Annotated in this window: 20 protein-coding genes; 9 read left to right on the top strand and 11 right to left on the bottom strand. The window is 67.0% G+C overall.

The window, feature by feature from the left end; all coding sequences use genetic code 11:
• Positions 1 to 22: 22 nt before the first annotated feature.
• The 4 genes from AC24R4_RS16560 to AC24R4_RS16575 all read right to left on the bottom strand — a co-directional run bounded on the left by AC24R4_RS16560 (position 23) and on the right by AC24R4_RS16575 (position 5,452).
• Positions 23 to 2,035 carry a methyl-accepting chemotaxis protein gene (locus AC24R4_RS16560; protein WP_400396192.1) on the bottom strand — a complete coding sequence of 671 codons (2,013 nt, stop codon included), beginning with the start codon at positions 2,033 to 2,035 and terminating at the stop codon, positions 23 to 25.
• A gap of 294 nt (positions 2,036 to 2,329) precedes the next feature.
• The gene (locus tag AC24R4_RS16565) at positions 2,330 to 3,304 is read right to left on the bottom strand and encodes a M14 family metallopeptidase (protein WP_400393888.1); all 975 of its coding nucleotides are present in this window, start codon (positions 3,302 to 3,304) and stop codon (positions 2,330 to 2,332) included.
• Positions 3,305 to 3,398: 94 nt separating this feature from the next.
• A complete protein-coding gene (locus tag AC24R4_RS16570; RefSeq protein ID WP_400393889.1) occupies positions 3,399 to 4,379 on the bottom strand; it encodes a Bug family tripartite tricarboxylate transporter substrate binding protein in 981 nt (326 codons plus the stop codon).
• Between the two features lie 137 nt (positions 4,380 to 4,516).
• Positions 4,517 to 5,452 (bottom strand): LysR family transcriptional regulator, encoded by a 936-nt coding sequence (locus tag AC24R4_RS16575; RefSeq protein WP_400393890.1) that lies wholly within the window; start codon positions 5,450 to 5,452, stop codon positions 4,517 to 4,519.
• A gap of 90 nt (positions 5,453 to 5,542) precedes the next feature.
• Here AC24R4_RS16575 and AC24R4_RS16580 point away from each other — a divergent pair, with 90 nt between their 5' ends.
• On the top strand, positions 5,543 to 6,382 hold the full coding sequence (locus AC24R4_RS16580) for a MerR family transcriptional regulator (protein WP_400393892.1): 840 nt from the start codon (positions 5,543 to 5,545) through the stop codon (positions 6,380 to 6,382).
• Positions 6,383 to 6,529: 147 nt separating this feature from the next.
• Here AC24R4_RS16580 and AC24R4_RS16585 read toward each other — a convergent pair whose 3' ends face one another.
• The 4 genes from AC24R4_RS16585 to AC24R4_RS16600 form a co-directional block, all read right to left on the bottom strand.
• Positions 6,530 to 7,402 (bottom strand): metal-dependent hydrolase, encoded by an 873-nt coding sequence (locus AC24R4_RS16585; protein ID WP_400393894.1) that lies wholly within the window; start codon positions 7,400 to 7,402, stop codon positions 6,530 to 6,532.
• Complete coding sequence (locus AC24R4_RS16590) at positions 7,399 to 8,400, bottom strand: alpha/beta fold hydrolase (protein WP_400393895.1); 1,002 nt, start codon at positions 8,398 to 8,400, stop codon at positions 7,399 to 7,401. The genes AC24R4_RS16585 and AC24R4_RS16590 overlap by 4 nt, the downstream gene beginning before the upstream one ends.
• Positions 8,397 to 9,290, bottom strand: coding sequence for an SDR family NAD(P)-dependent oxidoreductase (locus tag AC24R4_RS16595; RefSeq protein WP_400393897.1), 894 nt, complete (start codon positions 9,288 to 9,290; stop codon positions 8,397 to 8,399). The genes AC24R4_RS16590 and AC24R4_RS16595 overlap by 4 nt, the downstream gene beginning before the upstream one ends.
• A 68-nt stretch (positions 9,291 to 9,358) precedes the next feature.
• Positions 9,359 to 10,933, bottom strand: coding sequence for a flavin-containing monooxygenase (locus AC24R4_RS16600; RefSeq protein WP_400393899.1), 1,575 nt, complete (start codon positions 10,931 to 10,933; stop codon positions 9,359 to 9,361).
• 318 nt (positions 10,934 to 11,251) lie between these two features.
• On the opposite strand from AC24R4_RS16600, the gene AC24R4_RS16605 reads away from it, so the two are divergent.
• From AC24R4_RS16605 to AC24R4_RS16635, 7 genes are all read left to right on the top strand, one after another.
• Positions 11,252 to 11,863 carry a hypothetical protein gene (locus tag AC24R4_RS16605; RefSeq protein ID WP_487523365.1) on the top strand — a complete coding sequence of 204 codons (612 nt, stop codon included), beginning with the start codon at positions 11,252 to 11,254 and terminating at the stop codon, positions 11,861 to 11,863.
• Between the two features lie 19 nt (positions 11,864 to 11,882).
• Positions 11,883 to 13,478: a GMC family oxidoreductase gene (locus AC24R4_RS16610; RefSeq protein WP_400395027.1), complete on the top strand. Its 1,596-nt coding sequence runs from the start codon at positions 11,883 to 11,885 to the stop codon at positions 13,476 to 13,478.
• Between the two features lie 213 nt (positions 13,479 to 13,691).
• Complete coding sequence (locus tag AC24R4_RS16615) at positions 13,692 to 14,633, top strand: TetR/AcrR family transcriptional regulator (protein WP_400395025.1); 942 nt, start codon at positions 13,692 to 13,694, stop codon at positions 14,631 to 14,633.
• Between the two features lie 220 nt (positions 14,634 to 14,853).
• Positions 14,854 to 15,750 (top strand): DUF1571 domain-containing protein, encoded by an 897-nt coding sequence (locus tag AC24R4_RS16620; RefSeq protein ID WP_400395024.1) that lies wholly within the window; start codon positions 14,854 to 14,856, stop codon positions 15,748 to 15,750.
• A 227-nt stretch (positions 15,751 to 15,977) separates the two neighbouring features.
• The gene (locus AC24R4_RS16625) at positions 15,978 to 17,366 is read left to right on the top strand and encodes a DUF2957 domain-containing protein (protein WP_487523366.1); all 1,389 of its coding nucleotides are present in this window, start codon (positions 15,978 to 15,980) and stop codon (positions 17,364 to 17,366) included.
• 120 nt (positions 17,367 to 17,486) lie between these two features.
• Positions 17,487 to 18,710, top strand: coding sequence for a DUF2957 domain-containing protein (locus tag AC24R4_RS16630; RefSeq protein ID WP_400393423.1), 1,224 nt, complete (start codon positions 17,487 to 17,489; stop codon positions 18,708 to 18,710).
• A 22-nt stretch (positions 18,711 to 18,732) separates the two neighbouring features.
• Entirely contained in the window at positions 18,733 to 19,584 is an 852-nt protein-coding gene (locus tag AC24R4_RS16635; protein ID WP_400393419.1) for an OmpW/AlkL family protein, read from the top strand.
• Between the two features lie 78 nt (positions 19,585 to 19,662).
• Here the strand turns inward: AC24R4_RS16635 and AC24R4_RS16640 are convergent, their stop codons facing one another.
• Genes AC24R4_RS16640 through AC24R4_RS16650 form a run of 3 tightly spaced genes read right to left on the bottom strand, consistent with a single transcriptional unit; the run spans position 19,663 to position 25,607 of the window.
• On the bottom strand, positions 19,663 to 21,141 hold the full coding sequence (locus AC24R4_RS16640) for an efflux transporter outer membrane subunit (protein WP_153946257.1): 1,479 nt from the start codon (positions 21,139 to 21,141) through the stop codon (positions 19,663 to 19,665).
• Positions 21,142 to 21,143: 2 nt separating this feature from the next.
• Complete coding sequence (locus tag AC24R4_RS16645) at positions 21,144 to 24,299, bottom strand: efflux RND transporter permease subunit (RefSeq protein ID WP_400393417.1); 3,156 nt, start codon at positions 24,297 to 24,299, stop codon at positions 21,144 to 21,146.
• 39 nt (positions 24,300 to 24,338) lie between these two features.
• On the bottom strand, positions 24,339 to 25,607 hold the full coding sequence (locus AC24R4_RS16650) for an efflux RND transporter periplasmic adaptor subunit (protein WP_400393415.1): 1,269 nt from the start codon (positions 25,605 to 25,607) through the stop codon (positions 24,339 to 24,341).
• A gap of 441 nt (positions 25,608 to 26,048) precedes the next feature.
• Between AC24R4_RS16650 and AC24R4_RS16655 the strand changes: the two genes are divergently transcribed.
• Positions 26,049 to 26,762, top strand: a complete 714-nt coding sequence (locus AC24R4_RS16655) for a TetR family transcriptional regulator (protein ID WP_400393413.1) — start codon at positions 26,049 to 26,051, stop codon at positions 26,760 to 26,762.
• Positions 26,763 to 26,786: the final 24 nt, after the last annotated feature.

Consider the following 26,786-nt stretch of genomic DNA (forward strand, 5'->3'; position numbering starts at 1 on the left):
GCCGCCGGGAAGCGCCGGCTGGTCAGGCCAGCCGGAATACCTCCACCGCCTGGCGCAATTCCTGCGCCTGGTGATGCAGGCTTTCGGCCGCTGCGGCCGCCTCTTCGACCAGGGCCGCGTTCTGCTGCGTGACCCCGTCCATCTCGGCCACGGCACCGCTGACCTGGGCCAGCCCCTGTGACTGCTCGCGCGATGCCACGCTGATATCGCCCATCAGCGCCGCAATGCCTTCCACGCGGCGCACCACGTCGTCGATCGCCGTTCCGGCCTGCTGCACGGCCTCGTTACCGCTCTTCAGGTCAGCCACGGTCCGTTCGATCAGCTGCTTGATCTCGCCCGCCGCACTGGCACTGCGCTGCGCCAGGCCGCGCACCTCGCCAGCCACCACGGCAAAGCCGCGCCCGTGCTCGCCCGCACGCGCGGCTTCCACGGCGGCGTTGAGCGCCAGGATGTTGGTCTGAAACGCGATGCCGTCGATCATGCCGATGATGTCCACCACCTGCTGCGCGTTGCGATGAATGTCGGCCATGGTGCCCACCACGCGGCCCACCGTGCTGCCGCCCGCGCGTGCTGCATCGGCGGCGCTGGCCACGGCCGCGTTGGCGTCGTGCGCGTTGTCGGCGTTCTGCTTCACCGTGGCGGACAGCTGCTCGATGCTGGCCACCGTGCGTTCCAGGCTGCCGGCCTGCGACGCCGTCCGCGCCGACAGATCGGCATTGCCGCTGGCAATCTGGCTGGTGCTGCCGGCGATGGCGCCAATGCTGCTGCGCACCTTGTCGACGATGCCGGTCAGGCCCTGGCCCACGCCGTCGATGGCGCGCATCAGCTGGCCGATCTCGTCGTTGCGGCGCGTATCCAGGCGCGCGGTCAGGTCGCCCGACGCCAGCCGGCCCGCCGCGTCGGCGGCTTCGCCCAGCGGATGGCTGACCATCCGGCGCAGCAGCCACCAGAACGCGGCCGACACGGCCAGCGCCACCAGCAGGCCAAACGCCAGGAAGCGGTTGCGGCTGGCCACGAGTCCATCGCGCAGCGAAGCCATCGGCACCGTGCCCGCGATCAGCCATTGCCATTCGGGGTAGGTCACGAAGGCGGTCAGCCGTTCGGCGGGCGCGCTGTTGCCGATGGCCACCGTGCCGACCACGGCACCGTCCCTGGCGGCAATCATGTCGCGAATCCACGGCTTGCCGTCGGCGTCCCTGGCGTCGATCTGCACCGTGCCTTCGGAGCCCGAGCGGTCCACCAGGATCTTGCCCTGGTCGGCGCCGGCCTTGGCATCGATGACGATGAACTGGCCGTCGGCGCCAATCGTCTTGCGGCGGATGCGGTTCTTCAGCGCGGCCAGTTCGGCCTCGACGTTCACGCCCACGTACAGCGCGCCAACGATCTTGCCTGCGGCGTCGCGCACGGGCTCGTACTTGCTCATATAGGGCTTGCCGAACAGCCAGGCCAGCGATCGGTACGACTTGCCCGACGCCACCGCGGCATAGGCCGGACTGGTGCGGTCCAGCAGCGTGCCTACCGCGCGCTGTCCGTCCTGCTTCTTGAGCGACGTGGTCACGCGAACGTAGTCGTCGCCGGTGCGGGCGAACACGGTGGCCACGACGCCGCCGGTATTGGCGAAAAAGCGATCCGGCACCTCGAAGCTGTTGTTCAGCAGCAGGTCGCCGCTACGGAAGGCCGGCGTGGCCTTGCCCGACACTTCGATGGTCTGGGACGGGTCCACCGCGTACGGGCCGGGCAGCACCGACGCAAAGTTCAGCAGGAAGCGGTCGGCCTCCTGCAGCATGGTGTCGTCGAGCTGGGCCACCAGTTCGCGCAGGGTCTGGCTTTCGGCGCCGATGGCGTCGCGGGCCTGCGATTCGAGCTGGTTCATGCTGCTCAGCGACAGCGCCAGCGAGAACGCGCAGAAGGCAATGATCTGAACAGCCAGCACAACCAGCGCAATGCGCGTGCCGATGCTCCAACTGCCGGCAACCGCGCGCACGCGGTCCGCCGCAGCCTGCCGGGGCAGGGTAAGGGATGAGGTAGAAGACAAGGGGCGCTCCGTGAATAACGCCATGCGCCGTTGTGACGCACGGGCGACGTCCGCTCTGACGGCAGATCGTCACATCGCAGTTATCGGATGACGAGACAACACCCTTGAATTAAAGAAATGCTTAATCTAGCCGTCGCCACCTATGTCACGGCATGACAGGAAAAACGGGCACCGGGCGCGGCCTCTTGTGGGGGCCGCTTGCCGGTGCTGACCGCTGAAACACCGCTATGCAACCCGTTTCAGTGCTTTGATCGTGGACGTGGTTTTTCGGGTTTTTCCTGTCGCGCGCGTGGTTCAGCTTTCGAGCTGCCCCAGGCGTACGACCGTGACGCCGGGACGCAACTGGCGCAGCGACGGCATGACCAGTACGCAGTTGGCGTACGGCGTGGTCACCGGCTCGCCATCGCGCCAGCCGATCACGGTACCGGCGTCGGCAAAGGTTTCGAGCCCGGTGTAGGGGCCCGCAAAGCGGAAGTCCATGCTGCTGGCCACCACGGGCTCCGTCACGCGGACCACACGCTGCGTGGCGGGCAGCGGCCGCACCCAGCCGGCCGGCAGGTCGGCTTCGTCGATGATGCCGGCATTGAGCAGGAAGCGCGCGGTGCTGTCGCGCGCCACATCCACGGCGGCGGTCTCCCAGTGCTGGCCGCATTCGATCAGCAGCGCATTGCGCGGGCTGGCGGCATCGCCAAAATCGGCGTAGTCGCGCATGCGGCGGCCTTCGGGGTGACCTTCGTCGACGATGATGTCGGCCGGCGCGCCCACGGCGCGGGACAGCGCGATGCCCTTGTCCAGCGGGCCCGATACGATCAGCGGGCGGCTTTTCTCGTGCATCGAATGCAGGTCGAGCAGCAGGTCCACCGTGTCGATCACCGGACGCATGGCGCGGGCCCGGCGCAGTTCCGACGAATCGCGCGACAGGTCGTCCAAGACGGCAGCCGTCCACACGCGGTTGAAATCCTGGTCGACAAAGCGCGAGGCGTCGGGCCGGGCCGCGTCGAAGGTGGCATACGCCTCGACATTGGCAAAGGCCAGCGTCAGCCGGCCGCGCCGAGGCCGCAGGCCGTGGTCGAGCAGGCCGGCCACGGCAATCGCGCCGCAAACCTCGTTGCCGTGCGTGAGCGCATTGATCATCACATGCGGACCCGGCAGGCCGCTGTCGAACGTATGCACGTAGGCGATGCCGGTGTTCCCTTGGGCATAGGGCCGGATATCGGGAAATTCGACTTCGACCGGATAGGCGTCGAAGGCGGGGGCACTCTGTGTCATCTGGACTTCCTTGGCTACCCTCGCCTCGGGCGGGGGCAACTATTGTTATGACCTATCAGGCTTGGCTATTACGCCAAGCCATTATTCTTCACATTTATTCCCGGATGTCGGCGGCCTGCACGATCGTCTTGTACTTGGCCGTCTCGCGCTTCACGAAGCTGCCGAACTGGGCTGGATTGGCCGGTTGCACTTCCACACCGGCCTCGGCCAGCTTCTTGCGCACGTCCGGCAGCGCCAGCACGGCCTGCATTTCAGTATTCAGCCGATCGATAACGGGCTTAGGCGTGGCGCTAGGCGCCATCAATCCGAACCATACTCCCATGTCCACGCCCTTGAGCGCCGGGGTCTCTGCCAGGGCCGGCACGTTGGGCGCCACGCTGGCGCGCTTGGACTCGGTCACGCCATAGGCGCGCACGCGGCCGGCCTGGATATGGGGCAGCGCCGACGACAGCACCATCACCGCCAGGTCGATCTGGCCGCCGAGCAGGTCGGTGGCCATGGCCGAGGCGCCCTTGTATGGCACGTGGGTAATGTTGACCTTGCCCTGCTGCTTGATCAGTTCGCCGGCCAGGTTCAGCGGCGTGCCAACGCCCGACGACGCGTACGACAGCGTGCCCGGCTTGGCCTTGGCCAGCGCAATCAGTTCATTGGCGTCCTTGGCCGGCAGCTGCAGCTTGCCGACCAGCACCATCGGCTGGGTGCCGACGAAGGTGATCGGCGCCAGGTCTTTCTCGCCGTCGTAGCGCACCGCCGGATTGGTCAGGCGGGCAATCGACACCTCGCTGCCCGAGCCCATCAGCAGCGTGTAGCCATCGGCTTCGGCCTTGACCACCTTCTGTGCCCCGATGGTGCCGCCGGCGCCGCCCAGGTTTTCAATCACCACGCTCTGGCCCAGGCGCTTGCCCAGTTCGGGCGCGACGGTACGCGCCACCAGATCGACGCTGCCGCCGGCGGTGTAGCCCACCACCAGCGTGATCGGCTTGGTCGGATAGCCGCCGGCCGCCCCGGCGCTGGCCGGAACGAGGGCACTACTGGCAAGGGAAACGGCGGCAAGCGCGCGCAGCATCGGGTTCATGATTTCTCCGGCAGGTCTATGGTCTATGAATGTTTTCCGGCGATGGTAGAGAGCGCGCACGGCTGCGGCATGCGGCTTTGGCAATCGGGATTGCCATTTCGGCAAGGACGAAAATGGTGCGCGCCGGCGCACATGCACTACTTCGAGGCGGCCTGCCAGAACGCTTCGGCCAGCGGACGCATCGCCGCGCGCGGCCGGTACAGGCGGATGTCCAGCGCCAGGTCGGCGCTGTCCCCACCGTGCAGGTCGGCCCGCACCAGGCGTCCGGCATGCAGGTCGTCGGCAATCAGCCGCGCCGGCAGCCAGGCCAGGCCCATCCGCTGGCGCACCATCTCGTGAACCGACTCCGCGAAGTCGCTCACGGCAATCACATCGAGCCAGCTTGCCAGCTTGCGCCGTGCGATCTCCTGGTTGACCATGCGGCCCATGGTCAAGGTCTCGGCATAGGCAATCATCTGCACCGGCACCGGCCGCGCCCCGGGCTTGGGCTTCTGCAGCCGGAACGCGGGCGCGCCGCGCGCCGTGGCGGCCGACACGCAGACCAGCCGCTCCACACCCACGGCGTGGAAGCGGTAGCGCGCGTCATCGAGCATGATCGGCAGGTCGTGGGGGCTGTAGCAGAGCAGGAAGTCGGCGTCGCCTTCGGTGAACATTTCCAGCGCGTCGTGCGTGGCGTGCGTGGATAGCCGCGTGCGGAAGCCCGCGCCGACCGGATCCTCGCGCAAGGCGTCGCGCAGGCCCGCCAGCCACGCCGGCACCATCGACCGCGCCAGCGTCTTGCCCGTAGCGATGGTGATGGTGCTGGCGTCGGCCCGGTGCGCAGCCCGCAGCGCCACGCGCGTGTCGTCGAGCGTGCGCAGCGCGGACTGGGCGGCCTCAAGAAACTGCCGCCCCTCGTGCGTGAGCCGCACCGGAAACACGCTGCGGTCGATCAGCGGCGCGCCGGCCCACACTTCCAGCGCCTGCATGCGGCGCCCGAACGCCGGCGGCGTGACGTTGCGCAGCTCCGCAGCACGCGCGAGGCTGCCAGCCTGGGCCAGACAGACGAAATCTTCGAGCCAACGGATATGCATGGGGACCGGGAATGTTGTGGGCGCATTGTAACGTCGCTGTCGCGACGTGCCGCCGGTCGTGCCGCCAGCCGCTCGGTTAGAATTTTCGCCATGCCTCCACCCAAACGCGGCGCCAGCCCAACCTCCTCCGCTGCCGGCCCGTCCGATGCGACGCCATCGGACCGCGCCGCCTTTCCCGAATACACGATCGACGAACTGGCCCGCGCGGCCGGCACCACGGTGCGCAACATCCGTTCGTACCAGGACCGTGGTCTGATCGACCCGCCCGAGCGGCGCGGCCGGGTGGGCATCTACACCCAGACCCACCTGGGCCGGTTGCGGCTGATCCATCATCTGCTGGCACGCGGCTACACGCTGGCCAACATCATGGAGCTGCTCAAGGCCATCGTCGAAGGCCACGACCTGCGTTCGATCCTGGGCCTGGAAACGGCCATCAGCAGCCCATGGAACAGCGAGGCGCCGCGTCATTATTCATATCTGGCGCTGGCCCGCCTGTTCGGCCGCGCAATCTCGCGCCCGGCGCTGGCCAAGGCCATTTCACTGGGATTGCTGGAGCCCGATGGGATCGGCTACCTGGCGCGCAGCCCGCGCGCGTTGGCCGCCGGTGCGGAAATGGCCCGCGCCGGCTTTGCGCTCGAAGACGTGCTGGACATCATCGACCACGCACGCGGCCACTTCCAGACCGTGTCGGACCGTATCGTCGGCATGGTGGTGCGCGAACTCGACAAGTTCGGGGAAGGACAGCTGCCGCCGCCATCGGAGGTGCCGCGCATCGTCGATGTGCTCTGGCGCATTCGCCCGCTGGCGCTCGTGGCGCTGGAAACCGAGATGATGCGAGCGCTGGAAATCTCGGCGAACAAGTATCTCGGGGACCGGGTGGCGGCGATTCTGGAACACCTGCACGACAAGGATCGCGTGGCAGGCGATTGACGCGCCGGCCCTCTCCCCCGACCCCTCTCCCGCCTTGCGGGAGAGGGGAGCAAACCCGCTGCATTTCAACCACCCGTGGTTGTCTCCCCTCTCCCGCCAGCGGGAGAGGGGCCGGGGGAGGGGGCATGCGCCTGAAGCACTACCGGCTCACGCGGCGCTCCGGATCGACGGCGCGCGCGTGCTGGCCCCTGCGCGAATCGCCGTATCTTCAATTTCTGCGATCAACGGCATGATCCGATGCAGTTCGGCGCGGTTGTCCTCGTCCCACGGATGAAAGCCCGGGCGGAAGTAGTCGAACCACTCCGGAATCATCTTGCGCAGCACGCCGGGCGAGCCCCACAGGAAGTTCACCACGCGGCCGAAGCCCAACAGCTTGTTGCGGCACGTCTTGTCGGCCATCACCAGCCGCACGTGGAACACGAACACCATCGCCCAGAACGTGACGGTGGTCGTCAGCATCGTGAACGTGCGCAGCAGGTAGCGATACGGCCCCGGCTTCATCACCGTATTCCAGACGTCGTAGGCCACGGCCTTGTGCTCGGTTTCCTCCAGCGCATGCCACGTCCACACCTGCCGGTAGCCGGGTTCCGATTCGCCCATGTGGCGGGGGTCGGACAGCATGCCGCCGGCCAGCATTGCCGTGTAGTGCTCCAGCGCGATGGTGTGCGCCAGCTGCCACGACTTCGGCAGCACCCTGCGCAGCAGGTTGAGCAGCGTCGCCACCGCGCGGTCGAGCTTCGACGCGGGCAGGCCGGCATCGTCGAGCAGCCGGTTGTAGAGGATGTGCTCGCGCGTGTGCATCGCTTCCTGCCCGATGAAGCCGGCCACGGCCTGCTTGAGTTCGGGGTCGGTCACGCGGTCGCGGTAGTTGCGCACGCTGTCCATGAAGAAGCGTTCGCCGGCCGGGAAGAAGATCGACAGCGCGTTGATGAAGTGGGTCACGTGCTGCCCGCGCTCGTGCCAGTCGCAGATGCGTTCTGGCGGGAGGTGGGGATGCACGTCGCGTCGGACTGGCATCATGGTGTGGGCTCCGGTTGTTGGGTGGCTGGCGCCGCGCGGGCGCCGTCCAGGAAGCGCAGCAGGTCGGCCGCCACGCGCTGCGGGTCTTCTTCCATCGGCACATGGCCAAGACCCGCGTAGCGGTGCAGCGTCACGTCGGGGATACGTGCCGCGAACTCTGCGGCGTGCGCGGGCGGAATCCAACGGTCGCGGTCGCCCCACAGCACCAGCGTGGGTTGACGCACGCCGCGCAGGCGCTCGGTGTCGAGCTGATCGAAATCGAGCTTCGGCACCATGCGGCCCACCGCTTCGCGGCTGCCTGCTGCGTAAAAGAAATCGACATAGCGGCGAAACGTGGCCTCGGGCACGCGCGCGGCATCGCCATACACATCGCGCGTGGCCGCGCGGATGATCCATTCGGGCAGCAGCCACGGCGCCGACCAGCGCACCGCGGCGTGACGGAACAGGTCGATATAGATCGGCAGCTTCATCGGAAAGCCGGCGGCGTCGATCAGCACCAGCCGGTTCACCATGGCCGGCCGGCGCGCGGCCAGGTCCCAGGCGATCAGGCCGCCCAGCGAGTTGCCGATGAAGGTGGCGCGCGACAGGTGCAGCGCGGCCAGGAAGCCGTCGATAAAGCGGCGGTAAACGTCGATATCCATCGTGGCGATACGGCCATGTGCGTCGCGCAGCGGCCCGGTCAGGCCGAACGGCGCCAGGTCCAGGCGAATCACCCGGTATTGCTGGCGCAGCGCGGGCATCAGCCCTTCCCACGTGTGCAACGACGCGCCAAAGCCGTGGATCAGCACCAGCGGCTCGCCCTCCGGCACGCCTTCCTCGGTGTAGTGCACGAGCGCGCCCATCACCTGCACCCAGCGTGACGCGGGCAGTGCGTAGCGGCGCGCCAGCGCATCGCGCGACAGGCTGACCAGGCCCAGGCGGCCCTGGCCGAACCAGCGCGTGAACGTGCCCGGGGGCGACTGCAGCGCGGCCTCGCGGGACAGCGTGGCGCGGGTCATGCGCGCTCTCCGCCGCGCGCGGGTGCCGTGGCGGCATCCGGCACGAGCTGCTTGCGCTTGCGCCGCGTCTCGCGCACCACCAGCGACTGGTATGCGGCCGGCAGCAGGCGCGCCATCGCGTCGGCGGCCACGGCATCGGGGCCGATCAACACGCGACGCCTGTTGGCACGCACGCCGTCCAGGATCACGCGCGCGGCCTTGTCGGCCGTGGTGATGAAGAACTTCTCGAACTCATCGCGGCCCTGCTGCGCGTCGCGCACCAGCAGGCCGTTGACGCTCGGCGATACCCGGCTGGCCCGCGCGATATTGGTCTTGATGCCGCCCGGATGAACCGTGGTGGCCGACACGCCGCAGTCCATCAGATCCAGTTCCTGGCGCAGCGCCTCGGTGAAGCCGCGCACCGCGTACTTGCTGGCGTTGTAGGCGCCCATGCCGGGCTGTGCGAACAGGCCGAACACGCTGGACGTATTGACCACGTGGCCTTCGCCGCTGGCCTTCAGGTGCGGCAGGAACGCCTTGGTGCCATACACCACGCCCCAGAAGTTGATGCCGATGATCCATTCGAGGTCGTCGTAGCTCATGCCCTCGACCGTGCTCGACAGCGCCACGCCGGCGTTGTTGAAGATCAGGTTCACGCGGCCGTGGTCGCGCACCACCGCGTCGGCCCAGGCATAGACGGCCGCACGATCGGCCACGTCTACCGGCGCGACCGTGGCGCGCACACCGGGCGCGGCACGCTGCACGTCGGCCAACGTCTGCGCCAGCCCGGCTTCGTTGCAGTCGGACAGCGCCACGTGGCAGCCCGCCTGCGCCAGCTGCACCGCCAGGCAGCGGCCCATGCCGGAGCCGGCACCGGTGATCGCGGCAACCCTGTTGCGGAAATCCTTCATGCCTTGCCTCCTGAGTTCTTGTGTCTGGTTCGGATGCGTAATGGCCTGCGGGTGCGCGGGCGCCCTGGTCAGGCGCGGATTGGCGCTGCCTGTTCGGTCGGCTCGGTGTCCGCCAGCGGTTCGACGCTGGCGTGGCGCACGGGCCAGCGTTCGTAGTCGCTCATGCGGAACGATTGCGTGGCACGGCGGAACTGGAACGTGAAGCCCGGCCACAGGGTGGTGTTCTTCTTGCTGCGCGGGTCGATGTACCAGCTGGCGCAACCGCCGGCGGCCCAGATCGCGTGACCGAGCTTCTGCTGGATGCCACGGTTGAACGCGGCCTGCACGGCCGGGCGCACGTCCACGGCCTGCACGCGCGCCTGGCGCATCTGGCGCAGCGCATCGAGCACGTAGTTCACCTGCGACTCGATCATGAAGACCATCGAGCTATGACCCAGGCCGGTGTTGGGGCCGACGATCATGAACAGGTTCGGAAAGCCGGCCACCGTGGTGCCCAGGTATGCCTCGGCGCCATCGCGCCAGGCGTCCAGCAGGTCGCGCCGGTCCCGGCCGACAATCACGCCGCGCGGCAGCGGATCGGTGGCATGGAAGCCGGTGCCAAGGATGATCGCGTCGGCGGGCCGGCGCGTGCCGTCGCGCAGCACCACGGCGTCGGGCGCCACGTGGTCGATCCCCGTGGTCACCACATCGACATTGCTGCGCGTCAGCGCCGGGTAATAGTCGTTGGAAATCAGCACGCGCTTGCAGCCGATGGTGTAGTTCGGGGTCAACGTCTGCCGCAGCGCGGGGTCTCGCACCTGCTTTTTCAGATGGCGGCGCGCCACGCGTTCCACGGCCTTCATCAACTTGGGGTGCACCACGAAGTCGAGCACGCGCGATTCCAGCCTCCAGTAAAGGCTGGTGCGCAACAGCGCCTGCGTGAAGGGCAGATGGCGAAACAGCCATTGCTCGGCGGCCGTCACCCGACGGTCGGGCTTGGGCATGATCCACGGCGGCGTGCGCTGGTACAGGTCGAGCTGCGCCACCTGCGGCGCGATCTGCGGCACGAACTGGATGGCGCTGGCGCCGGTGCCGATCACGGCCACGCGCTTGCCGGCCAGCGGATAGTCATGGCGCCACTGCTGCGAATGGAACACGGTGCCGGCGAAGCGATCCAGCCCGGGGATATCCGGAATCGATGGCCGGCTCAGCCCACCCATGCCGGCGATCAGCACGCGGGCGCGCACACGGCGGCCATCGCGCATCCGCAGGCGCCAGAGCGCGGCAGGCGCGTCCCATTCGGCATGCGCCAGTTCATGGCCCAGCCGCAGATGCGGACGCAGCGCGAAGCGGTCGGTGCAATGTTCCAGGTAGCGGCGAATCTCGGGCTGCGTCGAGAACATGCGCGACCAGTCGGGATTCGGTGCAAACGAGAACGAATAGAGATGCGATTGCACGTCGCAGGCGCACCCGGGGTAGTGGTTGTCGCGCCACGTGCCGCCCACTGCATCGGCCTTCTCGAAGATCAGGAAGTCATCCACGCCCGACTGCTTGAGACGGATACCCATGCCGAGCCCGGCAAAGCCGCTGCCGATGATGGCGATGTCGCAGGCCTGCTCCGCTTCGGTCGGAAGATGAGCCTGCAGGTCCAGAGGTGCATTCATGGGGCGGCTTTCCGGTGCGGCGCGACGGGTTGTGGCCGGTTGGCGGGACGTCGTCGACACCGTTGATCGTGACATTGAACGATGTCATCGTAGGCACCGAGATTTTGCCGGTCAATGCGATGGTTTGAAGAATCGTTCTATTTTTGGCCGTTTTCCAGCGTCGTTGGCATCACATTAAACGACGTTAGCGCCGCAAGACCCGCTTCGGGCGCACGGCTCGGTCGTGCGTTTGAAACCCGTGCACCAGGGCGAAATATTTTCGGGCGCTTCGGCAGAATCGCAACGCCGCCACCACAAGACACCCATCACGGAGACACGATGCCCACACCTGCCCGCGCGGCCGCACCGCCCCAGTCACCGGATCGAAACGAACCGCATGACGCCTCCCGCCGCCTGTTCCTGAAGGTGGGGACAGGCTTTTCGGCGGCCATCGCGTGCTCGACGCTATTGCCCGCGCTGACTGGCTGCTCGCCGGCCAACACGCCGCCGGCGCCCGGCATGGCCTTTCTGCGGCCCGCCGATATCACGCTGTTTCGCGCGCTGCTGCCGGCCGTGGCGATCGACCTGCAAGCCCACGACGGCGCCACACGCGGCCGACGCATCGATGCAGCCATGAAGAACATCGACGGCACGATCGCCGCCATGGGCCAGAACGGCCAGCGCGAACTGCGCAAGCTGCTGGATCTGCTGGCGAGCACGCCGCTGCGATGGGCGCTGGCAGGCATGCGGACGCCCTGGGACCAGGCCACGCCCGAACAGGCGACAGCCTTTCTGGCGCGCTGGCGCGGCAGCCGCTTTGCCACCCTGAATGCCGGCGGCGTGGTGCTGGTGAAACTGGCCAGCGTCGCCTATTACGTGCTGCCCGATACCTGGGCGGCCAGCGGCTACCCCGGCCCCAATCCCGCGATCTATCGCGCCCTTCACAGCTGAGTTTCCAGCGGAATTCCCCATGCCGATCAACGATATCTACAGCGCCGGCATCGCGTCCGGCTGGAAGGTGCTCGACGCCGCCACGTTCACCGCGCCCCGTACGTTTGACGCCGATGTGGCCATCGTCGGCACCGGCGCGGGCGGCGGCATCGCCGCCGAGGTGCTCAGCGACGCCGGGCTGAGCGTGCTGCTGCTGGAGGAGGGCGGCCTGCATACGTCCGACAGCTTCCGGGACATGGACGAAGCGCGCGCCTATCGCGACCTGTACCAGGAGGCCGCCGCCCGCGCCACGTCAGATGGCGCGATCTCGATCCTGCAGGGCCGTGCCGTGGGCGGCAGCACCACGGTGAACTGGTCGTCCAGCTTCCGCACGCCGCCGCAGACGCTGGCGCACTGGGCCGCCGAACACACGGTTGCCGGCCACAGCCAGGCCGACATGGCACCCTGGTTCGCGCAGATCGAGGAACGCCTGGGCATGGCGCCGTGGGCGATGGACCCGAACCCGAACAACGCCGTGCTGCGGCGTGGCTGCGAAAAGCTGGGCTGGGAATGGCACGTGATTCCGCGCAACGTGAAGGGCTGCTGGAATTCCGGCTATTGCGGGCTCGGCTGCCCGGTCAACGCCAAGCAGTCGATGCTGGTGTCCACCCTGCCGAACGCGCTGGCGCGCGGCGCCACACTGGTGCACCGGCTGCGCGTCCGGACCATCGACCACGACGGCAAGGTCGTCAGCGGGCTGACTGGCGATGCCCTGGGCCAGGACGGCTACACCCCGACCGGCGTCAGTGTCAGCGTACGGGCTCGGTACGTGATCGCCGCCGGCGGGGCCATCAACACGCCGGCGCTGCTGCTGCGCTCGCGCGTTCCCGATCCGCATGACCGGCTTGGGCAGCGTACTTTTATTCATCCAGTGAATTTGAGCATCGCGGAAATGCCGGAAAAAATCGATCCATATTATGGCGCGCCCCAATCGGTGGCTTCCGATCATTTCCAGTGGCGTGACGGCGCAACGGGCCCGATGGGGTACAAGCTGGAAGTACCGCCGATGTTTCCAGGCATCAGCGCCGGCGTGTTCAATGGCATGGGACAGACGCTGCAGCGCGAAATGGCCGCGTTGCCGCATACCAACGCCATGCTGGCCCTGCTGCGCGACGGGTTCGTACCCGACAGCCCCGGCGGCCGCGTCAAAATCGCCGACGACGGCAGCCCCATCCTGGATTACGAAGTGAGCGACTACCTATGGGATGGCGTCCGCCGCGCCTACCTCAGCATGGCCGAGGCCCAGTTCGCGGCCGGCGCCGTTCGCGTACGGCCGGCCCACCTCGATGGCAGTGACTACACGACGTGGGCGCAGGCGCGCGCTGCCATCGGCCAGCTGCCGCTGAAGAAATTCCGCGTGCTGCTGTTCAGCGCCCACCTGATGGGCGGCTGCGCGATGAGCGAAGACCCTGCGCGCGGTGTGGTGAACAGCGCCGGCCGCCACCATCATCTGCAGAATCTGTACGTATTCGACGGCTCGGTGTTTCCGACAAGCATCGGGGCCAACCCGCAGTTGTCAGTCTTCGCCTTGACGGCGCAGAATGCCTCTGTGTTGCGCAAGACCATCATGGCGTGACCGGAGGACTGCCAGGCAACGCGGTGCGTGGCAGGGACTTGCAATTTAGAGCATGTCTTCGAAAAATGGTCTTGTGAAACGCTCGGGGCGCTGGATAGGCTCCCTACAACCGTTTGAAGCATCCGTATGCCAACAGAGCAAGGAGCGGACGGTTGTGGATTTGTAGTTTTTTTTGCAGGGGTCCACAGCGGTTTTTCAGCGAGAGACGCCCCCATGAAGACCGGGAAAACCACGGCAGGAGATACCAAGGCTCGCATCCTCGATGCGACCGAGAAGTTGTTCATTGAGGTTGGCTATGAAGCGACTTCGCTCAGGCAGGTCACGTCCCGAGCGATCGTCAATCTGGCCGCCGTCAACTATCACTTCCGTAGCAAGGAAATCATGATGCAGTCGGTGTTGAGCCGCCGGCTGGATCCGCTCAACACGCGGCGACTTGCATTGCTGGATGCCTGCGAGGCACGCTGGCCCGGCAACGCCATCCGCTGCGAACACGTGATGGGCGCCCTGTTCGTCCCCGCGCTGCAGATGGCGCGCGAGCCCGACATTGGCGGCCCCTCATTCCTGCGCCTGCTCGGGCGCGTGTATTCCGATACCTCACCGTTCATCCAGTCCTGGCTGATGGGGCACTACGCCCCCGTGTTCGGACGCTTCTTCGAAGCGTTTGCGCGCGCGCTGCCCGACGTGCCACGGCAGGAGCTTGGCTGGCGGCTGCACTTCGCCCTCAAGGCGCTGGCCGGTGTGCTGGCCGGCGACGAGCTCGGCAACCTGATGCCCGCGTTCACGCAAGGCAAGCGGATGAGCGATGCGCAGGTGCTGGCGCAACTGACATCGATGGTGGTGGCCGCCCTCAAGGCGCCATCGCCGGCGGTGCAGGAGCTTGGCGCCCTGCAGGAAGTATTCGAGATCGGCGAGGCCCAGCAGGCCGACGAGCAGGCCAGCATCGCGGCGATGGCCGCCACGGCCGAAAACGAGGCCCAGGAGCTGGCTGCCGCGACGGCTGCCGCAATGGGCCGCGCACGGCGCAGCGCGCGGGCCGCGCGCAGCGAAACCGCAACGCGCCCGCCCACCGCCAGCATGACGGTGCGCCGCGAGCATTGCGCCACCTTCCCCAGCAATCCGCTCGACGACTGGATGCGTACCCGCCCCAGGACATAGCGGCACGCCGCCGCGGTCTCCACCGGGACCGCGGCGCGCGCTGCGGCGAGCCGCGACGGTAACCGTCGCCTTCACTACCGACCTGTCGATCCGCCACGCCCACCGCGAGGCGTGACCCGCTGCGCGCCGCGGTTCCGGTGCGCATCCAGCCTGCCGTGTTCCGCACGGCCGGAGGGGCCCCGTCTTGCCTGAAGAAAGCAAAACACACTGGAGACTCGCCATGAAGCAGATGTTCGTGATCGCCGCGTTCGGCGGCATCCTCGGATTCCTGGCCACGCCGCCGGGCAGCCTGTTCGAAGCCCACGCGCAGGGCGCACCGGCCGCGCAATCGGCCCGTACGCCCACGCCGTACGACGGCCTGCCCACATCGCAACAGACGGCGCTGCTCGGCAAGCAGATTGCCAGCGGTGAACTGGCGGCGATGACCGATGCGCAGGTGCTGGCCGTGTTCGACGCCCTGCAGCCGGAGGCGCTGCTGACGTGGGCGCGGCAGGAAATCAACCGCTATCCCGAATACGAATACTGGATGACGCGCCAGGAGCGGCTCAACGGCCAGTGGCAGGACAAGCCCGCGCGCATGATGATCCGCTACCGCCATATGCCGCGCCAGCTCTATGCAAAGTGGCTGCCCAACGGCGTGCAGGCCGGGCAGGAAATCATCTACGACGAGACCCGGCGCAAGGAAGAGATGTACGGCCACCTGGGTGGCGTCATGGGCTTCACGTCGATCTGGACGGCCATCGACGGCACGCTGGCGAAATCGCAATCGAACCATACCGTGCGCGACCTGGGCTTCCAGTTCGTGCTGTCGATGCTGGAACGCGACGCCAAGACGCTGCGCGCCGCGGGCCTGTCCGAGAAGTACACCCGCACCGAGATCGTGCAGGAGCAGGGCACGCGCATGGTGGCGCTGACCTGGGACCTGCCCGAAGGCGCGCCCAGGTATTACGCCAAGAAGGTGCAGCTGATGTTCGACCTCAAGCATCCGTGGCCGCGCATGGAAACGGCCTGGGACACCGACGGCAACATGGTCGAGAAGATCGTCTTCGAAAAGGCCGTGAAGAAGACCTTCGATGCCTCGGCGTTCGACCCGGCCAACAGCGAATACAAGTTCTGATACCGCCGGCACCAGGCGCCACCCCCCGTTTGAATAGGCGCACATCGGGCCGCGCACACGGTTTGAACAAGGGCGCGAGGCGCTTGGCGGACAACGGCAGACGGCACAGCGGCAATGTTTGGAACATGCGCTCTATTGCGCGCAGGCGCTTGAAACGCGAGATTCCGACCACCGTGCGACACCTCGGCCAGTGCCGGTGCGCCCGTCATAAGAACGAGGAGACCACCATGAAACAGTCGAACTTTCGACGCACCGCCTTTTGCCTGGCTGGGGTAAGCCTGACGATCGCGCTGTCCGCCTGCGGCGGCGGCGACGGAGAACCCGGCGGCAGCACGCCGCAAGCCACTGCGCAGCAATGCGCCACCAACGGAACGTGCAGCCCGTCGGGCCCCACGGTGAACCAGCCCGTGGCCCCCATCTGCCCGAGCGTGCTGGACTACCGCACCACGTACACCGGCGGATCGGGCGCGGGCGAATTCGTGAAGATCCAGCTCGACAGCACCCAGGGCACGTATCGCATCCAGTTCCTGGAATCGCCAGTGCCGAAGACCACGGCCGATATCTACCCGACGCGCGCCGGCGTCACCATCACCGGGACGATGTCGCATCCCACCCGGCCGTTGCCCACTGCAGCCCAGAACAACTGCGCATACGAACTGAAGACCGCGACGGCATCGGACGGCACCTCGCAGGCGCTCATCGATCCGGCCCATCCTCCCATCCTGTTCGTCGGCAATGGCGTGGCCGGCGGCGGCATTCCGGGTGCCACGATCAAGTACAACGGCCTCGGCGGCACCGACGCCCTTCCCGGCTTTGGCGCCATCCCCGCCACGACCTTCGCGATGTACCCGGTGCTGGCCTTTGCCGAAACCGAGACCGATTTCAGCAAGGTGGCCGGCAGCTACAACGTGCTGGGCTACCACCTGATTCCGTCAGGGGGCAATCCGCTCTCGACGAACCACTTCGTGCCCACGGTCGCCAACAAGGTAGAGACCATCAACGCCGATGGCACCTGCACGGTGGCTTCGGGCAACTGCGTGACCACCGGCAAGGCCTGGAAGCTGCGTGCAGGCACCGACGGCGCCTTCGAAAGCTTCGACGCCAGCGGCCTGAAACCGTATCCGTTCTTCTTCACCCAGACGTTCGCGGCCGGCAACCAGACGCTGGCCAAAGGCGTGCTGATCGTGGGCAAGCTCGAAGGCAAGCTGGTGCCGCTGCTGGTGCGCGTGGGCTACGCGCGCGTCGACTTCTCCGACCTGTCCAACATCATCCTCAGCGTCGACGACGAATCGGGCATCGCGCTGATGTCGCCGACCACGGCGACCAGCGCCGCCGCCCTCAAGGGCGGCTACATCGGCTCGGGCAGCGACTTCAAGTACGTGGCGTCGTCGCTGCACGACAACGTCGGTGCCTGGCTCGATCCGCAAGACCCGTCGCTCACGCCGCTCGGCGGCTTCCAGATGGATCTCACGCAGGCCACGCGCCCCGGCGTGGTGAGCACCGTCGACAACAGCGGCAAGGCCGGTGCGCTGATCACCACCGGCCCCGTGTACGCCCACCTGTTCGGCGACGCCTCCGCTCCGACCTTCCGCGTCAGCGCGGTGGCCAACCGCTAGCGCGCGCCGCGTATCCAGAACCCTGCCTCACACATAAGAAAGCACCAAGGAGACATCATCATGCAGCTGCCGCAAACGCATTCGCCGCGCACCGCCGGCGCCCCCTCGCAGCGGACCTGGATGCCGCGCCTGGCGCTGGCGCTTGTCACCACCGCCTTGCTGGCCGCCTGCGGCGGCGGTGGCGGCGATGGCGGCGGCAGCAGCACGCCCGCCGCGGTGACGCCGCGCCTGTGCCCCGCATCGGTCGATTACTCGACGCCGTACATCGGCGGCACCGGCTCCGGCGAGCTGGTCAAGGTGCAGATCGACACCACCCAGAAGACCTGGGCCGTGACGTTCCTCGATTCGTCGGTGCCGCGCACCACGGGCACCGTGTCGCCGACGCGTTCGGACCCCACCGGCGGCAAGAATGTGATGACCGGCACGCTGGCGCAGGAAACCGGCCTGCCGACGCAGAAGCTGAACCAGTGCGCCTTCGTGCTGCAGGGTGCGAGCCTGGACCCGGCCCGCCCGGCCAAGCTGTTCCTGGGCGAGGGCGTGATGGGCGGCACCATCCCGGGCGCCCGCATCCAGTTCAACGGCCTGCTCGGTGCGGGCGCGGTGCCCGACACCACGTTCCCGTACTTCCAGTTCATCGGCTTCGCGCAGACCGAGACCGACCTGGGCAAGATCGCCGGGCTCTACAACGGATCGGGCTTCCACGAGATCCCGTCGAAGAACTTCGCCCAGGTGGCGCAGGACTACCGGATGTCGCTGGCTGCCGATGGCTCGTTCACGGTCTGCGACAACAAGGCGGGCGGCACCTGCAAGCAGAAGGGCAACAAGTTCGTGGCGCAATCGGATGGCGCACTGGTGTCGACCAACTATGAAGGCGAACAGCCGCCGACGCTGGGCAATGTGATGGGGCGCGCGTACCTGATTGTCGGCAAGCTGCGCGGACAACTGGTGCCGGTGATGATCCGCGTGGGCTATGCCAGCGCCGACAAGCTGCCGCTGGGCGCCGACGACGAGATCGGCATCGGCATGATGGCGCCCGCCGTGGCCGCCACGCAGGGCACCGTCAATGGCGAGTACGTCGGCGTGGACAGCAACTTCGACTACAAGACCACGGCACTGGTGGGCGCGGACGCCGCCATGCTCGACCCGTTCCACGCGTCGGACGCCACGCGCGCCGTGGCGCTGAAGCTCGACTTCTCGCAGACCACGGCCGGCGTGATCACCACCACGCGCAAGGAGGGCACACCCGGTATCACCGGCAAGCTGATGTTCACCGGCGGCGTGTTCGGATTCCTGGAAAACCGCAACGGCAGCCCGTACTTCACGATCGGCGCGTTCGTCGAATAACAGGAACCGGGGAGACATGACCATGCAGAACAAGCGACTTGCCGTGAAGCACCTTCTTGCCCTGGGCGCCACCGTTGCCGCGTGCCTTGCCGCGCCCGCGCTCGCCCAGAAGGCGGGCGACAACGTGGTGTCGGCCGGCTGGTTCCATATCCAGACCTTCGGCACCAGCGGGCCGCTGACCACCAACGTGGTGGATGTGCCGATCAACTATCCGCTGGGACTGCCATCCACGTTCTCGGCTCCGGGCAGCGGCCTGTCGTCGTCGAACGCCGACACGCTGGGTCTCACGTTCAGCCACTTCGTGACCGACCACATCGCCATTACCGCCGTGGGCGGCATTCCGCCGACCTTCAAGATCTACGGCCATGGCGAGCTGATTCCGCCGGGACCGGCCGGCGCACTGGGCCACCAGAGCCTGGGGGACCCGTCGCTGAATCCGATCATCACGCAGGCGCGGCAATGGAGCCCGGCCGCCATGGTGCAGTATCACTTCCGTTCGCCCGGGGTAACGTTCCGGCCGTTCGTCGGCCTCGGCGTGTCGTATAACTTCTTCACCGATATCAAGGTGAATCCGGCCTTCGCCCAGTCGGTCAACAACAACCTTGGCGCCATCCTGGCGGCGGGGGCCGGCATCCCGGGGCAGACTTCGGTCAGCGCCGATGCCTCGTCGTCCTGGGCGCCGGTGTTCAACGTCGGCGGCACGTACAACGTCAACGAGCACTGGGGCGTGACCGGCGCGGTGACGTACATTCCGCTGAAATCGGAATCGACGATGACGATCAAGGCGTCGGACGGCACCGTGCTGTCGACGTCGAAGACCACGCTGCGGCCCAATCCGCTGGTCTTCTTCCTGGCGGCGACGTACAAGTTCTGAGCGGCTGTCACGCGCGCAAGAAAAAGGGCGAGGCCATCGCGGCCTCGCCCTTTTCACTTCTGCTTCCGGACCGACGCGTTACTGCGTGGTCTGCGTCGCCGGCTGCGGCGCCGCCTGGGCCACTGCGCCGGTTTCCTTCAGCCCGCCGCCCAGTGCGCGATACAGGTCGATGGCATTGGTCAGGCGCAGCTGGCGTGCCTGCACCAGTGCCTGCTCGGCCGAGAACAGCTGGCGCTGCGCATCGAGTTCGTCCAGGTAACTGGCCACGCCGCTGCGGAAGCGCAGGCGCGACAGCTCGTAGCGCGCGGCTTCCGCATTGCGTTGCGCCTCCTGGCCCGCCACCTGCTCTTCGAGCGTGCCGCGCGCCACCAGTGCATCGGCCACTTCGGCAAACGCGGTCTGGATTGTCTTCTCGTAGTTGGCGACCTGGATGTTCTTGCGCACGTTGGCCAGATCCAGGTTCGACAGGTTACGGCCGTAGTCGAAGATCGGAAGCACCAGTTGCGGCGAGAACGACCACACGCCGGCACCGTTGTCGAACAGGCTGGTGAACGACGTGCTGATGTTCCCGGCGCTGGCCGTCATCGTGATCCGCGGGAAGAACGCCGCGCGGGCCGCCCCGATGTTCGCGTTGGCGGACAGCAGCGCCTGTTCGGCCTGGCGGATATCGGGACGCTGCGTCAGCAGTTCCGAGGGCAGGCCCTCGGGAATGTCGCTGATGATGCGCTCGTCGGACAGGCGCATTGGCGCCGGCAGGTTCGGGATCTCGGCGATCGGCTTGCCCACCAGCACTTCGAGCGCATTCTGGGCCTGCGCACGCTGGCGCGCCAGCTGCGCGGCAGAGACGCGCGCCTGGGCCACCAGCGATTCGTTGTCGCGCAGGTCCAGCGCCGAGGTGGCACCGGCATCGAAACGCTTCTTCGACAGTTCGTACGTGCTCTGGCGCGCCTCCAGCGTCTCGCGCGCCAGGTCGTACTGCTCGGCGGCGGCGCGTTCGGCCAGATAGGACTTGGCCACTTCCGAGACCAGCGAGATATAGGCGGCCCGATGCGCTTCCTCGGTGGAGAAGTACTGCGCCAGCGCGGCATTCGACAGGCTGCGCACGCGGCCGAAGAAGTCCAGCTCCCACTGCGTCACCGACAGGCCCACCTGGTAGATGTTGCCGGTGAACGACTGGGACACGCCCGAGGTCGTGCCCGAGAACCGCCCGCGCTGGAAGCTCGCGTTGCCGTTGATGGTCGGCAGCAGGTCGGCGCGCTGGATCTGGTACTGCGCGCGCGCTTCCTCGATCCGCAGCGCGGCCGTGCGCAGGTCGCGGTTGTTTTCCAGCGCCGTGGCAATCAGCGTCTGCAGGCGCGGATCGGTGAAGAACTCGCGCCAGCCGATATCGGTGGCTTGGCGCGTTTCGCCGCTCTTCACCTCGGCCGTGGCATAACCCTCCGGCGCAGCCGGATAGCTGCCAGCCACGGGGGCGGCGGGGCGGTCATAGTGCGGCGCCAGCGTGCAGCCGCTCATCACCCCGGCCACCAGCAGCAATGTGGTCAAAGTCTTGGTCATTGTCAGATTTCCCTCTGGCTGCTTTCCAGGCGCGCCTGCTCACGTTCGTGCTGGGCGCGGCTGCCCTTGAACCGGCTGCGCACCACGACGAAGAATACCGGCACCAGGAAGATGGCCAGCAACGTTGCCGTGATCATGCCGCCCATCACGCCGGTACCGATGGCGCGCTGGCTGCCCGAGCCCGCGCCCGTGGAGATGGCCAGCGGCAGCACGCCCAGGATGAACGCCATCGACGTCATCAGGATCGGGCGGAACCGCAGGTGCACCGCTTCCAGCGTGGCATCGACCAGGCTGCGGCCCTGCGCCTGCAGGTCCTTGGCGAACTCCACGATCAGGATGGCGTTCTTGGCCGACAGACCGATCGTGGCGATCAGGCCCACCTTGAAGTACACGTCGTTGGGCATGCCGCGCAGCGTCACGCCCAGCAGCGCACCGATCACACCCAGCGGCACCACCAGCAGCACCGATACCGGGATCGACCAGCTCTCGTAAAGAGCCGCCAGGCACAGGAACACGATGATCAGCGACAGCGTGTACAGGATCGGTTCCTGCGATCCGGCCAGGCGTTCTTCATATGACTGGCCCGACCACTCGAAACCGAAGCCAGGCGGCAGCTTGGCGAAGTTCTCTTCCATCACGCGCATCGCCTCGCCCGTGGACTTGCCCGGCGCGGCCTGGCCTGCCAGCTTCACGGCCGGCATGCCGTTGTAGCGTTCCAGGCGCGGCGAGCCCATCACCCATTGCGACGTGGAGAACGCCGAGAACGCCACCATGTCGCCGTTGGCATTGCGCACGCGCAGCTTGCCCAGGTCGTCGGGCAGCAGGCGGTCAGACCCCTGCGCCTGCACGATCACGCGGCGCACGCGGCCTTCGTAGATAAAGTCGTTCACGTACGACGAGCCAAACGAGATCGACAGCGTCTGGTTGATGTCCGCCACCGCCACGCCCAGCGCACGCGCCTTTTCGCGGTCGATGTCGATGCGCAGCTGCGGCGCGTCTTCCTGGCCTTCCGGACGCACGCCCACCAGGGCAGGCGATTGCGCGGCCATGCCGAGCATCATGTTGCGCGCTTCCATCAGCTTCGCGTGGCCCTGGCCAGTACGGTCCTGCAGGCGGAAGTCAAAGCCCGACGAGTTGCCCAGCTCGGAAATGGCCGGCGGGTTCAGCGGGAAGATGATCGCGTCCTTGATGAACGACAGCGCGCCGAACGCACGGCCCACCAGGGCCTGCGCGGTCTGGTCCGCACCCGGACGCTCCTTCCAGTCCTTCAGCCGTACGAACGCAATGCCGCCATTCTGGCCACGGCCGAAGAACGAGAAGCCCGCCACGGTGATCATCTGGTCCACCACCTTCGATTCCTTCTGCAGGTAGTAGTCCTCGATCTGCTTGAGCACGCCGATCGTGCGCTCTTGCGTGGCGCCCGTGGGCAGCTGCACCACCGTGATCATGTAGCCCTGGTCTTCGTCAGGCAGGAACGACGACGGCAGGCGCTGGAACAGCAGGACCACGCCGGCGATGATCACCGCGTACACGATCAGGTAGCGGCCCGAGCGCTTGAGGATGCGCGCCACGATGCCCTGGTAGCCGGTCGACGCCGTGGCGAACGTCCGGTTGAACCAGCCGAAGAACCCCTTCTTCTCGTGATGATGGCCTGCCTCGACCGGCTTGAGCAGCGTTGCGCACAGGGCCGGGGTCAGCGTCAGGGCCAGGATGGCTGAGAACACCATCGACGAGATCAGCGACAGCGAGAACTGGCGGTAGATGTTGCCGACCGAGCCCGAGAAGAAGGCCATCGGGATGAACACGGCGGTCAGCACCAGCGTGATGCCGACGATGGCGCCCGTGATCTGGCTCATGGCCTTGCGGGTGGTCTCGCGTGGCGAGAGACCTTCCTCACTCATGATCCGCTCGACGTTCTCGACCACCACGATGGCATCGTCCACCAGGATACCGATGGCCAGCACCATGCCGAACATGGTCAGCACGTTGATCGAGAAGCCGAACGCCAGCATGGCGCCGAACGTCCCCAGCAGCGCCACCGGCACCACCAGCGTCGGAATCAGCGTGGCCCGGAAGTTCTGCAGGAACAGGTACATCACCAGGAACACCAGCACCACGGCTTCCAGCAGCGTCTTGACCACTTCCTCGATCGAGATCTTCACGAACGCGGACGTGTCGTAGGGAACGCTGAATTCGTAGTCGGGCGGGAAGAACCGCTGCAGCTCGTCCATCTTCGCGCGCACGGCGGTGGCCGTGGCCAGCGCGTTGCCCGTGGGCGACAGCTTGATGGCGATGGCCGAAGCCGGCTTGCCGTTGATGCGGGCCAGCGTCGAATAGTCGGCGCCGCCCAGTTCCACGCGGCCCACGTCCTTGATGCGTACCGACGAGCCGTCCGGATTCACGCGCAGCAGGATGTTGGCGAACTGATCGGGCGTGGTCAGCCGGCTTTCGGTGTTGACCGTGGCGTTCAGCTCGGTGCCGCGCGGCGACGGCGTGCCGCCGAGTTCGCCCACGGCCACCTGGATGTTCTGCTCCGACACGGCGGCGGTCACGTCCAGCGGCGTCAGGTTGTAGCCCGTCAGCTTGGCCGGGTCCAGCCAGATCCGCATCGCGTACTCGGTGCCGAACAGGTCGGCGGCACCCACGCCGGGCACGCGGCGGATCGAATCCACCACCTGCGCCGACACGAAGTTGCCGAGCTCGATCGCGTCGGATTTACCCGACTTCGACGAGACCGTGATGAACATCATGTAGTTGTTGCCGGCCTTGTCGACCCGCACGCCCTGTTGGCGCACCTCCGCCGGCAGACGCGCTTCCACGCGCTTCAGGCGGTTCTGCACTTCCACGGAGTTCAGGTCGGCGTTCGAGCCCGGCGCGAACGAGATGTTGATCGTGGCCAGCCCCGACGATTCGCTTTGCGATTCGTAATAGAGCAGGTTGGGTGCGCCGTTGAGCTCCTGCTCGATCGGCGTGATCACCGAGTCCTCGATCGTCTTGGCCGACGCACCGGGGTAGGTGGTGGTCACCGTGATGATCGGCGGGGCGATATTGGGGTACTGCGCAATCGGCAACTGCACGATCGACAACAGACCGCCCAGCGCGATGATCAGCGCGAGCACCCACGCGAACACCGGCCGGTCGATAAAAAACTTCGCCATGAAACTGGCTCCCTTTTATGGCTTTGGTCGAGGGCCCGATCAGCCCTGCTTGGCGGCCGACTTGTCGTCGGCCTTGGCGTCCCTGGCGTCCTTGCCGTCCGCGGCGGGCTTGTCGCCCTGCGCGGTGGCGGCCGGCGCCGATGCCGGGGCATCGGCCGTCTTCGGGGCCTGGAACGGCACGGCCTTGGCCGGCGCGCCCGGGCGCACCTTCTGCAGGCCTTCCACGATCACCTTTTCGCCGCCCTTCAGGCCTTCGGTCACGACCCAGCGGTCGCCGATGGCCTGCGGCGCCTTGACCGGCAGCGCGGCCACGTTGCCGTCGGCGCCCACCACCAGCACGCTGGCGCCCTGGGCGCTGCGGATCAGCGCGCGCTGCGGCACGGTCAGCGCGTTCTCGTCGACACCCTGCTCGATCTTCACGCGCACGAACGTGCCCGACAGCAGTTCACGCTTCGGATTCGGGAATTCGGCCCGCAGCGTGATGGCGCCGGTGGTCGGGTCGACGGTCATGTCCGAGAACAGCAGCTTGCCCGTCGCGGCGTATTCCTTGTCGCCGGCTTCCGGGTACAGATGCACCTTGGCCCCGCCGTTCACCCCCTTGACCTTGCCCGATTCGATGGCGGCACGCAGGCGCGCCACTTCCGAAGCCGGCTGGGTAAAAGTTACCCAGATCGGGTCAACCTGCTCGACGGTGGTCAGCTTGGTGGCTTCGCCCTTGCCGACCAGCGCCCCTTCGGTCACCAGCGCCCGGCCCACGCGGCCGGAGATCGGCGACGTCACGGTCGTGTAGCCAAGATTGATCTGGGCCGTGGTCACGGCGGCCTTGGCGGCGGCGATGTCGGCATTGGCCTGGCCGGCGGCGGCCACGGCCTCGTCATATTCCTGCTTGCTGACCGCGTTTACTGCCACCAGCGGCTTGTAGCGTTCGGCCTTCTGGCGCGCGGAGACCGCATTGGCTTCGGCGCGCTCCAGTTGCGCCTTGGCCGAGGCCAGTTGCGCCTGGTACGGGGCCGGATCGATGCGGAACAGCACCTGGCCGGCCTTGACCTCGCCGCCCTCGGTGTAATTGCGGGACAGGACGATGCCTTCGACGCGCGCACGCACTTCGGCAGTGCGCACACCTTCGAGCCGGCCCGGCAGTTCATTGACAACGGCAACCGCGGACGGCGTGACGGTGACCACACCCACTTCCGGCGGCGGCATCGCGCCGCCCTGAGCCGCCTTCTGGCCACAGGCAGACAGCGCCAGGGCAGCGGCAGTGACGGCGGCAGCAACGGCTGCGCTACGGATACGTTGGGACTTCCTCATCGATAACCCCATGATGAAAATTTGAGATCTGCCGCGCCGCCCCCAACACCAACACTGGGCTGGGCTGGAAGCAGGCGCGCCCCGGGAGCGGGGCGCGGCGGCTAAAAAAGTGATGCTTGAGTCAAACGGACGCCAGCGCTTGCGGGTGGCTGATCACCGCAGGCGGCCAAAAAAACGGCTTGGCCGAAATCCGGACAGGCGAGTAGTATAGATACATTCGCGCATGTATGTAAGTCCCGCTTACCAAATTAGCGCAGTTAGCAACACATGGCACCTGTTGTGTGCATTGGAATGTTCCGCCCCTGTGAGCACGATTGTTCCATTCAAGGTACGATGCGGCCGCCGGTGCGGTAGAGCAATTTGGAAAGAAGCCCTTCGGCGCATTTGCGCGTTGGCATAGGAGACCCGGACGGCCATCCACTGGCCCCGGGAAAAGAGGAAATGGTCAGACGTACCAAGGAAGAAGCACTCGAGACGCGCAACCGGATTCTGGACGCGGCGGAGGCCGTGTTCCACGCCCGTGGCGTGGCGCGCCCGTCGCTGGCGGACATCGCCGAGGCGGCCGGTGTCACGCGCGGCGCGATCTACTGGCACTTCAAGAACAAGAGCGACGTGTTCGCCGCCATGGCGGACCGCGTGAACCTGCCCGTGGAAGCGTTGTGCGCGCCCGAGCGGCTGGCGCTGCAGGAAGATCCGCTCGGCGGCATACGCGACATCTGCGCCTTCGTGTTCCGTCAGACCGTCACCAATCCCCAGTGGCGCCGCGTCTTCGAGATCATTTTCCACAAGTGCGAGATGGTGGAGGACAACGGCGCCATCTTCGAACGCCAGCGCGCGTCGCACCAGGACGGCACGGTCAAGATGCGCGAGCATCTGCGCCTGGCCATGGAGCGCGGCCAGTTGCCGGCAGACCTGGATCTGGACCTGGCCGTGATGGCATTCCACGCCGCGATCGGCGGCGTGCTGGCCCACTGGCTGTTCTCTCCGACCGATTTCGACCTGAACCGCGAGGCCGAGCGCTTGGCGGACACCTTCATCGATACGCTGCGCCTGTCCCCGGCCTTGCGCGTGGGCTACGTGCCGCGCCCGATGGCGCCGCTGGACCAGGAAATGGCGGCGCTGTGCGAGCGCCAGCCGCAGGTCGTCGCCGAATAGCATCCGGCGCCGGCCGCTTCAGCC

The sequence above is a fragment of the Cupriavidus sp. CER-90 genome (assembly GCF_057652055.1).

What these genes read in the sequence shown, in the direction of transcription:
- AC24R4_RS16565 (WP_400393888.1), bottom strand. Translation starts at nt 3,304, where the DNA reads ATGACACAGAGTGCCCCCGCCTTCGACGCCTATCCGGTCGAAGTCGAA.
- AC24R4_RS16570 (WP_400393889.1), bottom strand. Translation starts at nt 4,379, where the DNA reads ATGAACCCGATGCTGCGCGCGCTTGCCGCCGTTTCCCTTGCCAGTAGT.
- AC24R4_RS16575 (WP_400393890.1), bottom strand. Translation starts at nt 5,452, where the DNA reads ATGCATATCCGTTGGCTCGAAGATTTCGTCTGTCTGGCCCAGGCTGGC.
- AC24R4_RS16580 (WP_400393892.1), top strand. Translation starts at nt 5,543, where the DNA reads ATGCCTCCACCCAAACGCGGCGCCAGCCCAACCTCCTCCGCTGCCGGC.
- AC24R4_RS16585 (WP_400393894.1), bottom strand. Translation starts at nt 7,402, where the DNA reads ATGATGCCAGTCCGACGCGACGTGCATCCCCACCTCCCGCCAGAACGC.
- AC24R4_RS16590 (WP_400393895.1), bottom strand. Translation starts at nt 8,400, where the DNA reads ATGACCCGCGCCACGCTGTCCCGCGAGGCCGCGCTGCAGTCGCCCCCG.
- AC24R4_RS16595 (WP_400393897.1), bottom strand. Translation starts at nt 9,290, where the DNA reads ATGAAGGATTTCCGCAACAGGGTTGCCGCGATCACCGGTGCCGGCTCC.
- AC24R4_RS16600 (WP_400393899.1), bottom strand. Translation starts at nt 10,933, where the DNA reads ATGAATGCACCTCTGGACCTGCAGGCTCATCTTCCGACCGAAGCGGAG.
- AC24R4_RS16605 (WP_487523365.1), top strand. Translation starts at nt 11,252, where the DNA reads ATGCCCACACCTGCCCGCGCGGCCGCACCGCCCCAGTCACCGGATCGA.
- AC24R4_RS16610 (WP_400395027.1), top strand. Translation starts at nt 11,883, where the DNA reads ATGCCGATCAACGATATCTACAGCGCCGGCATCGCGTCCGGCTGGAAG.
- AC24R4_RS16615 (WP_400395025.1), top strand. Translation starts at nt 13,692, where the DNA reads ATGAAGACCGGGAAAACCACGGCAGGAGATACCAAGGCTCGCATCCTC.
- AC24R4_RS16620 (WP_400395024.1), top strand. Translation starts at nt 14,854, where the DNA reads ATGAAGCAGATGTTCGTGATCGCCGCGTTCGGCGGCATCCTCGGATTC.
- AC24R4_RS16625 (WP_487523366.1), top strand. Translation starts at nt 15,978, where the DNA reads ATGAAACAGTCGAACTTTCGACGCACCGCCTTTTGCCTGGCTGGGGTA.
- AC24R4_RS16630 (WP_400393423.1), top strand. Translation starts at nt 17,487, where the DNA reads ATGCCGCGCCTGGCGCTGGCGCTTGTCACCACCGCCTTGCTGGCCGCC.
- AC24R4_RS16635 (WP_400393419.1), top strand. Translation starts at nt 18,733, where the DNA reads ATGCAGAACAAGCGACTTGCCGTGAAGCACCTTCTTGCCCTGGGCGCC.
- AC24R4_RS16640 (WP_153946257.1), bottom strand. Translation starts at nt 21,141, where the DNA reads ATGACCAAGACTTTGACCACATTGCTGCTGGTGGCCGGGGTGATGAGC.
- AC24R4_RS16645 (WP_400393417.1), bottom strand. Translation starts at nt 24,299, where the DNA reads ATGGCGAAGTTTTTTATCGACCGGCCGGTGTTCGCGTGGGTGCTCGCG.
- AC24R4_RS16650 (WP_400393415.1), bottom strand. Translation starts at nt 25,607, where the DNA reads ATGAGGAAGTCCCAACGTATCCGTAGCGCAGCCGTTGCTGCCGCCGTC.
- AC24R4_RS16655 (WP_400393413.1), top strand. Translation starts at nt 26,049, where the DNA reads ATGGTCAGACGTACCAAGGAAGAAGCACTCGAGACGCGCAACCGGATT.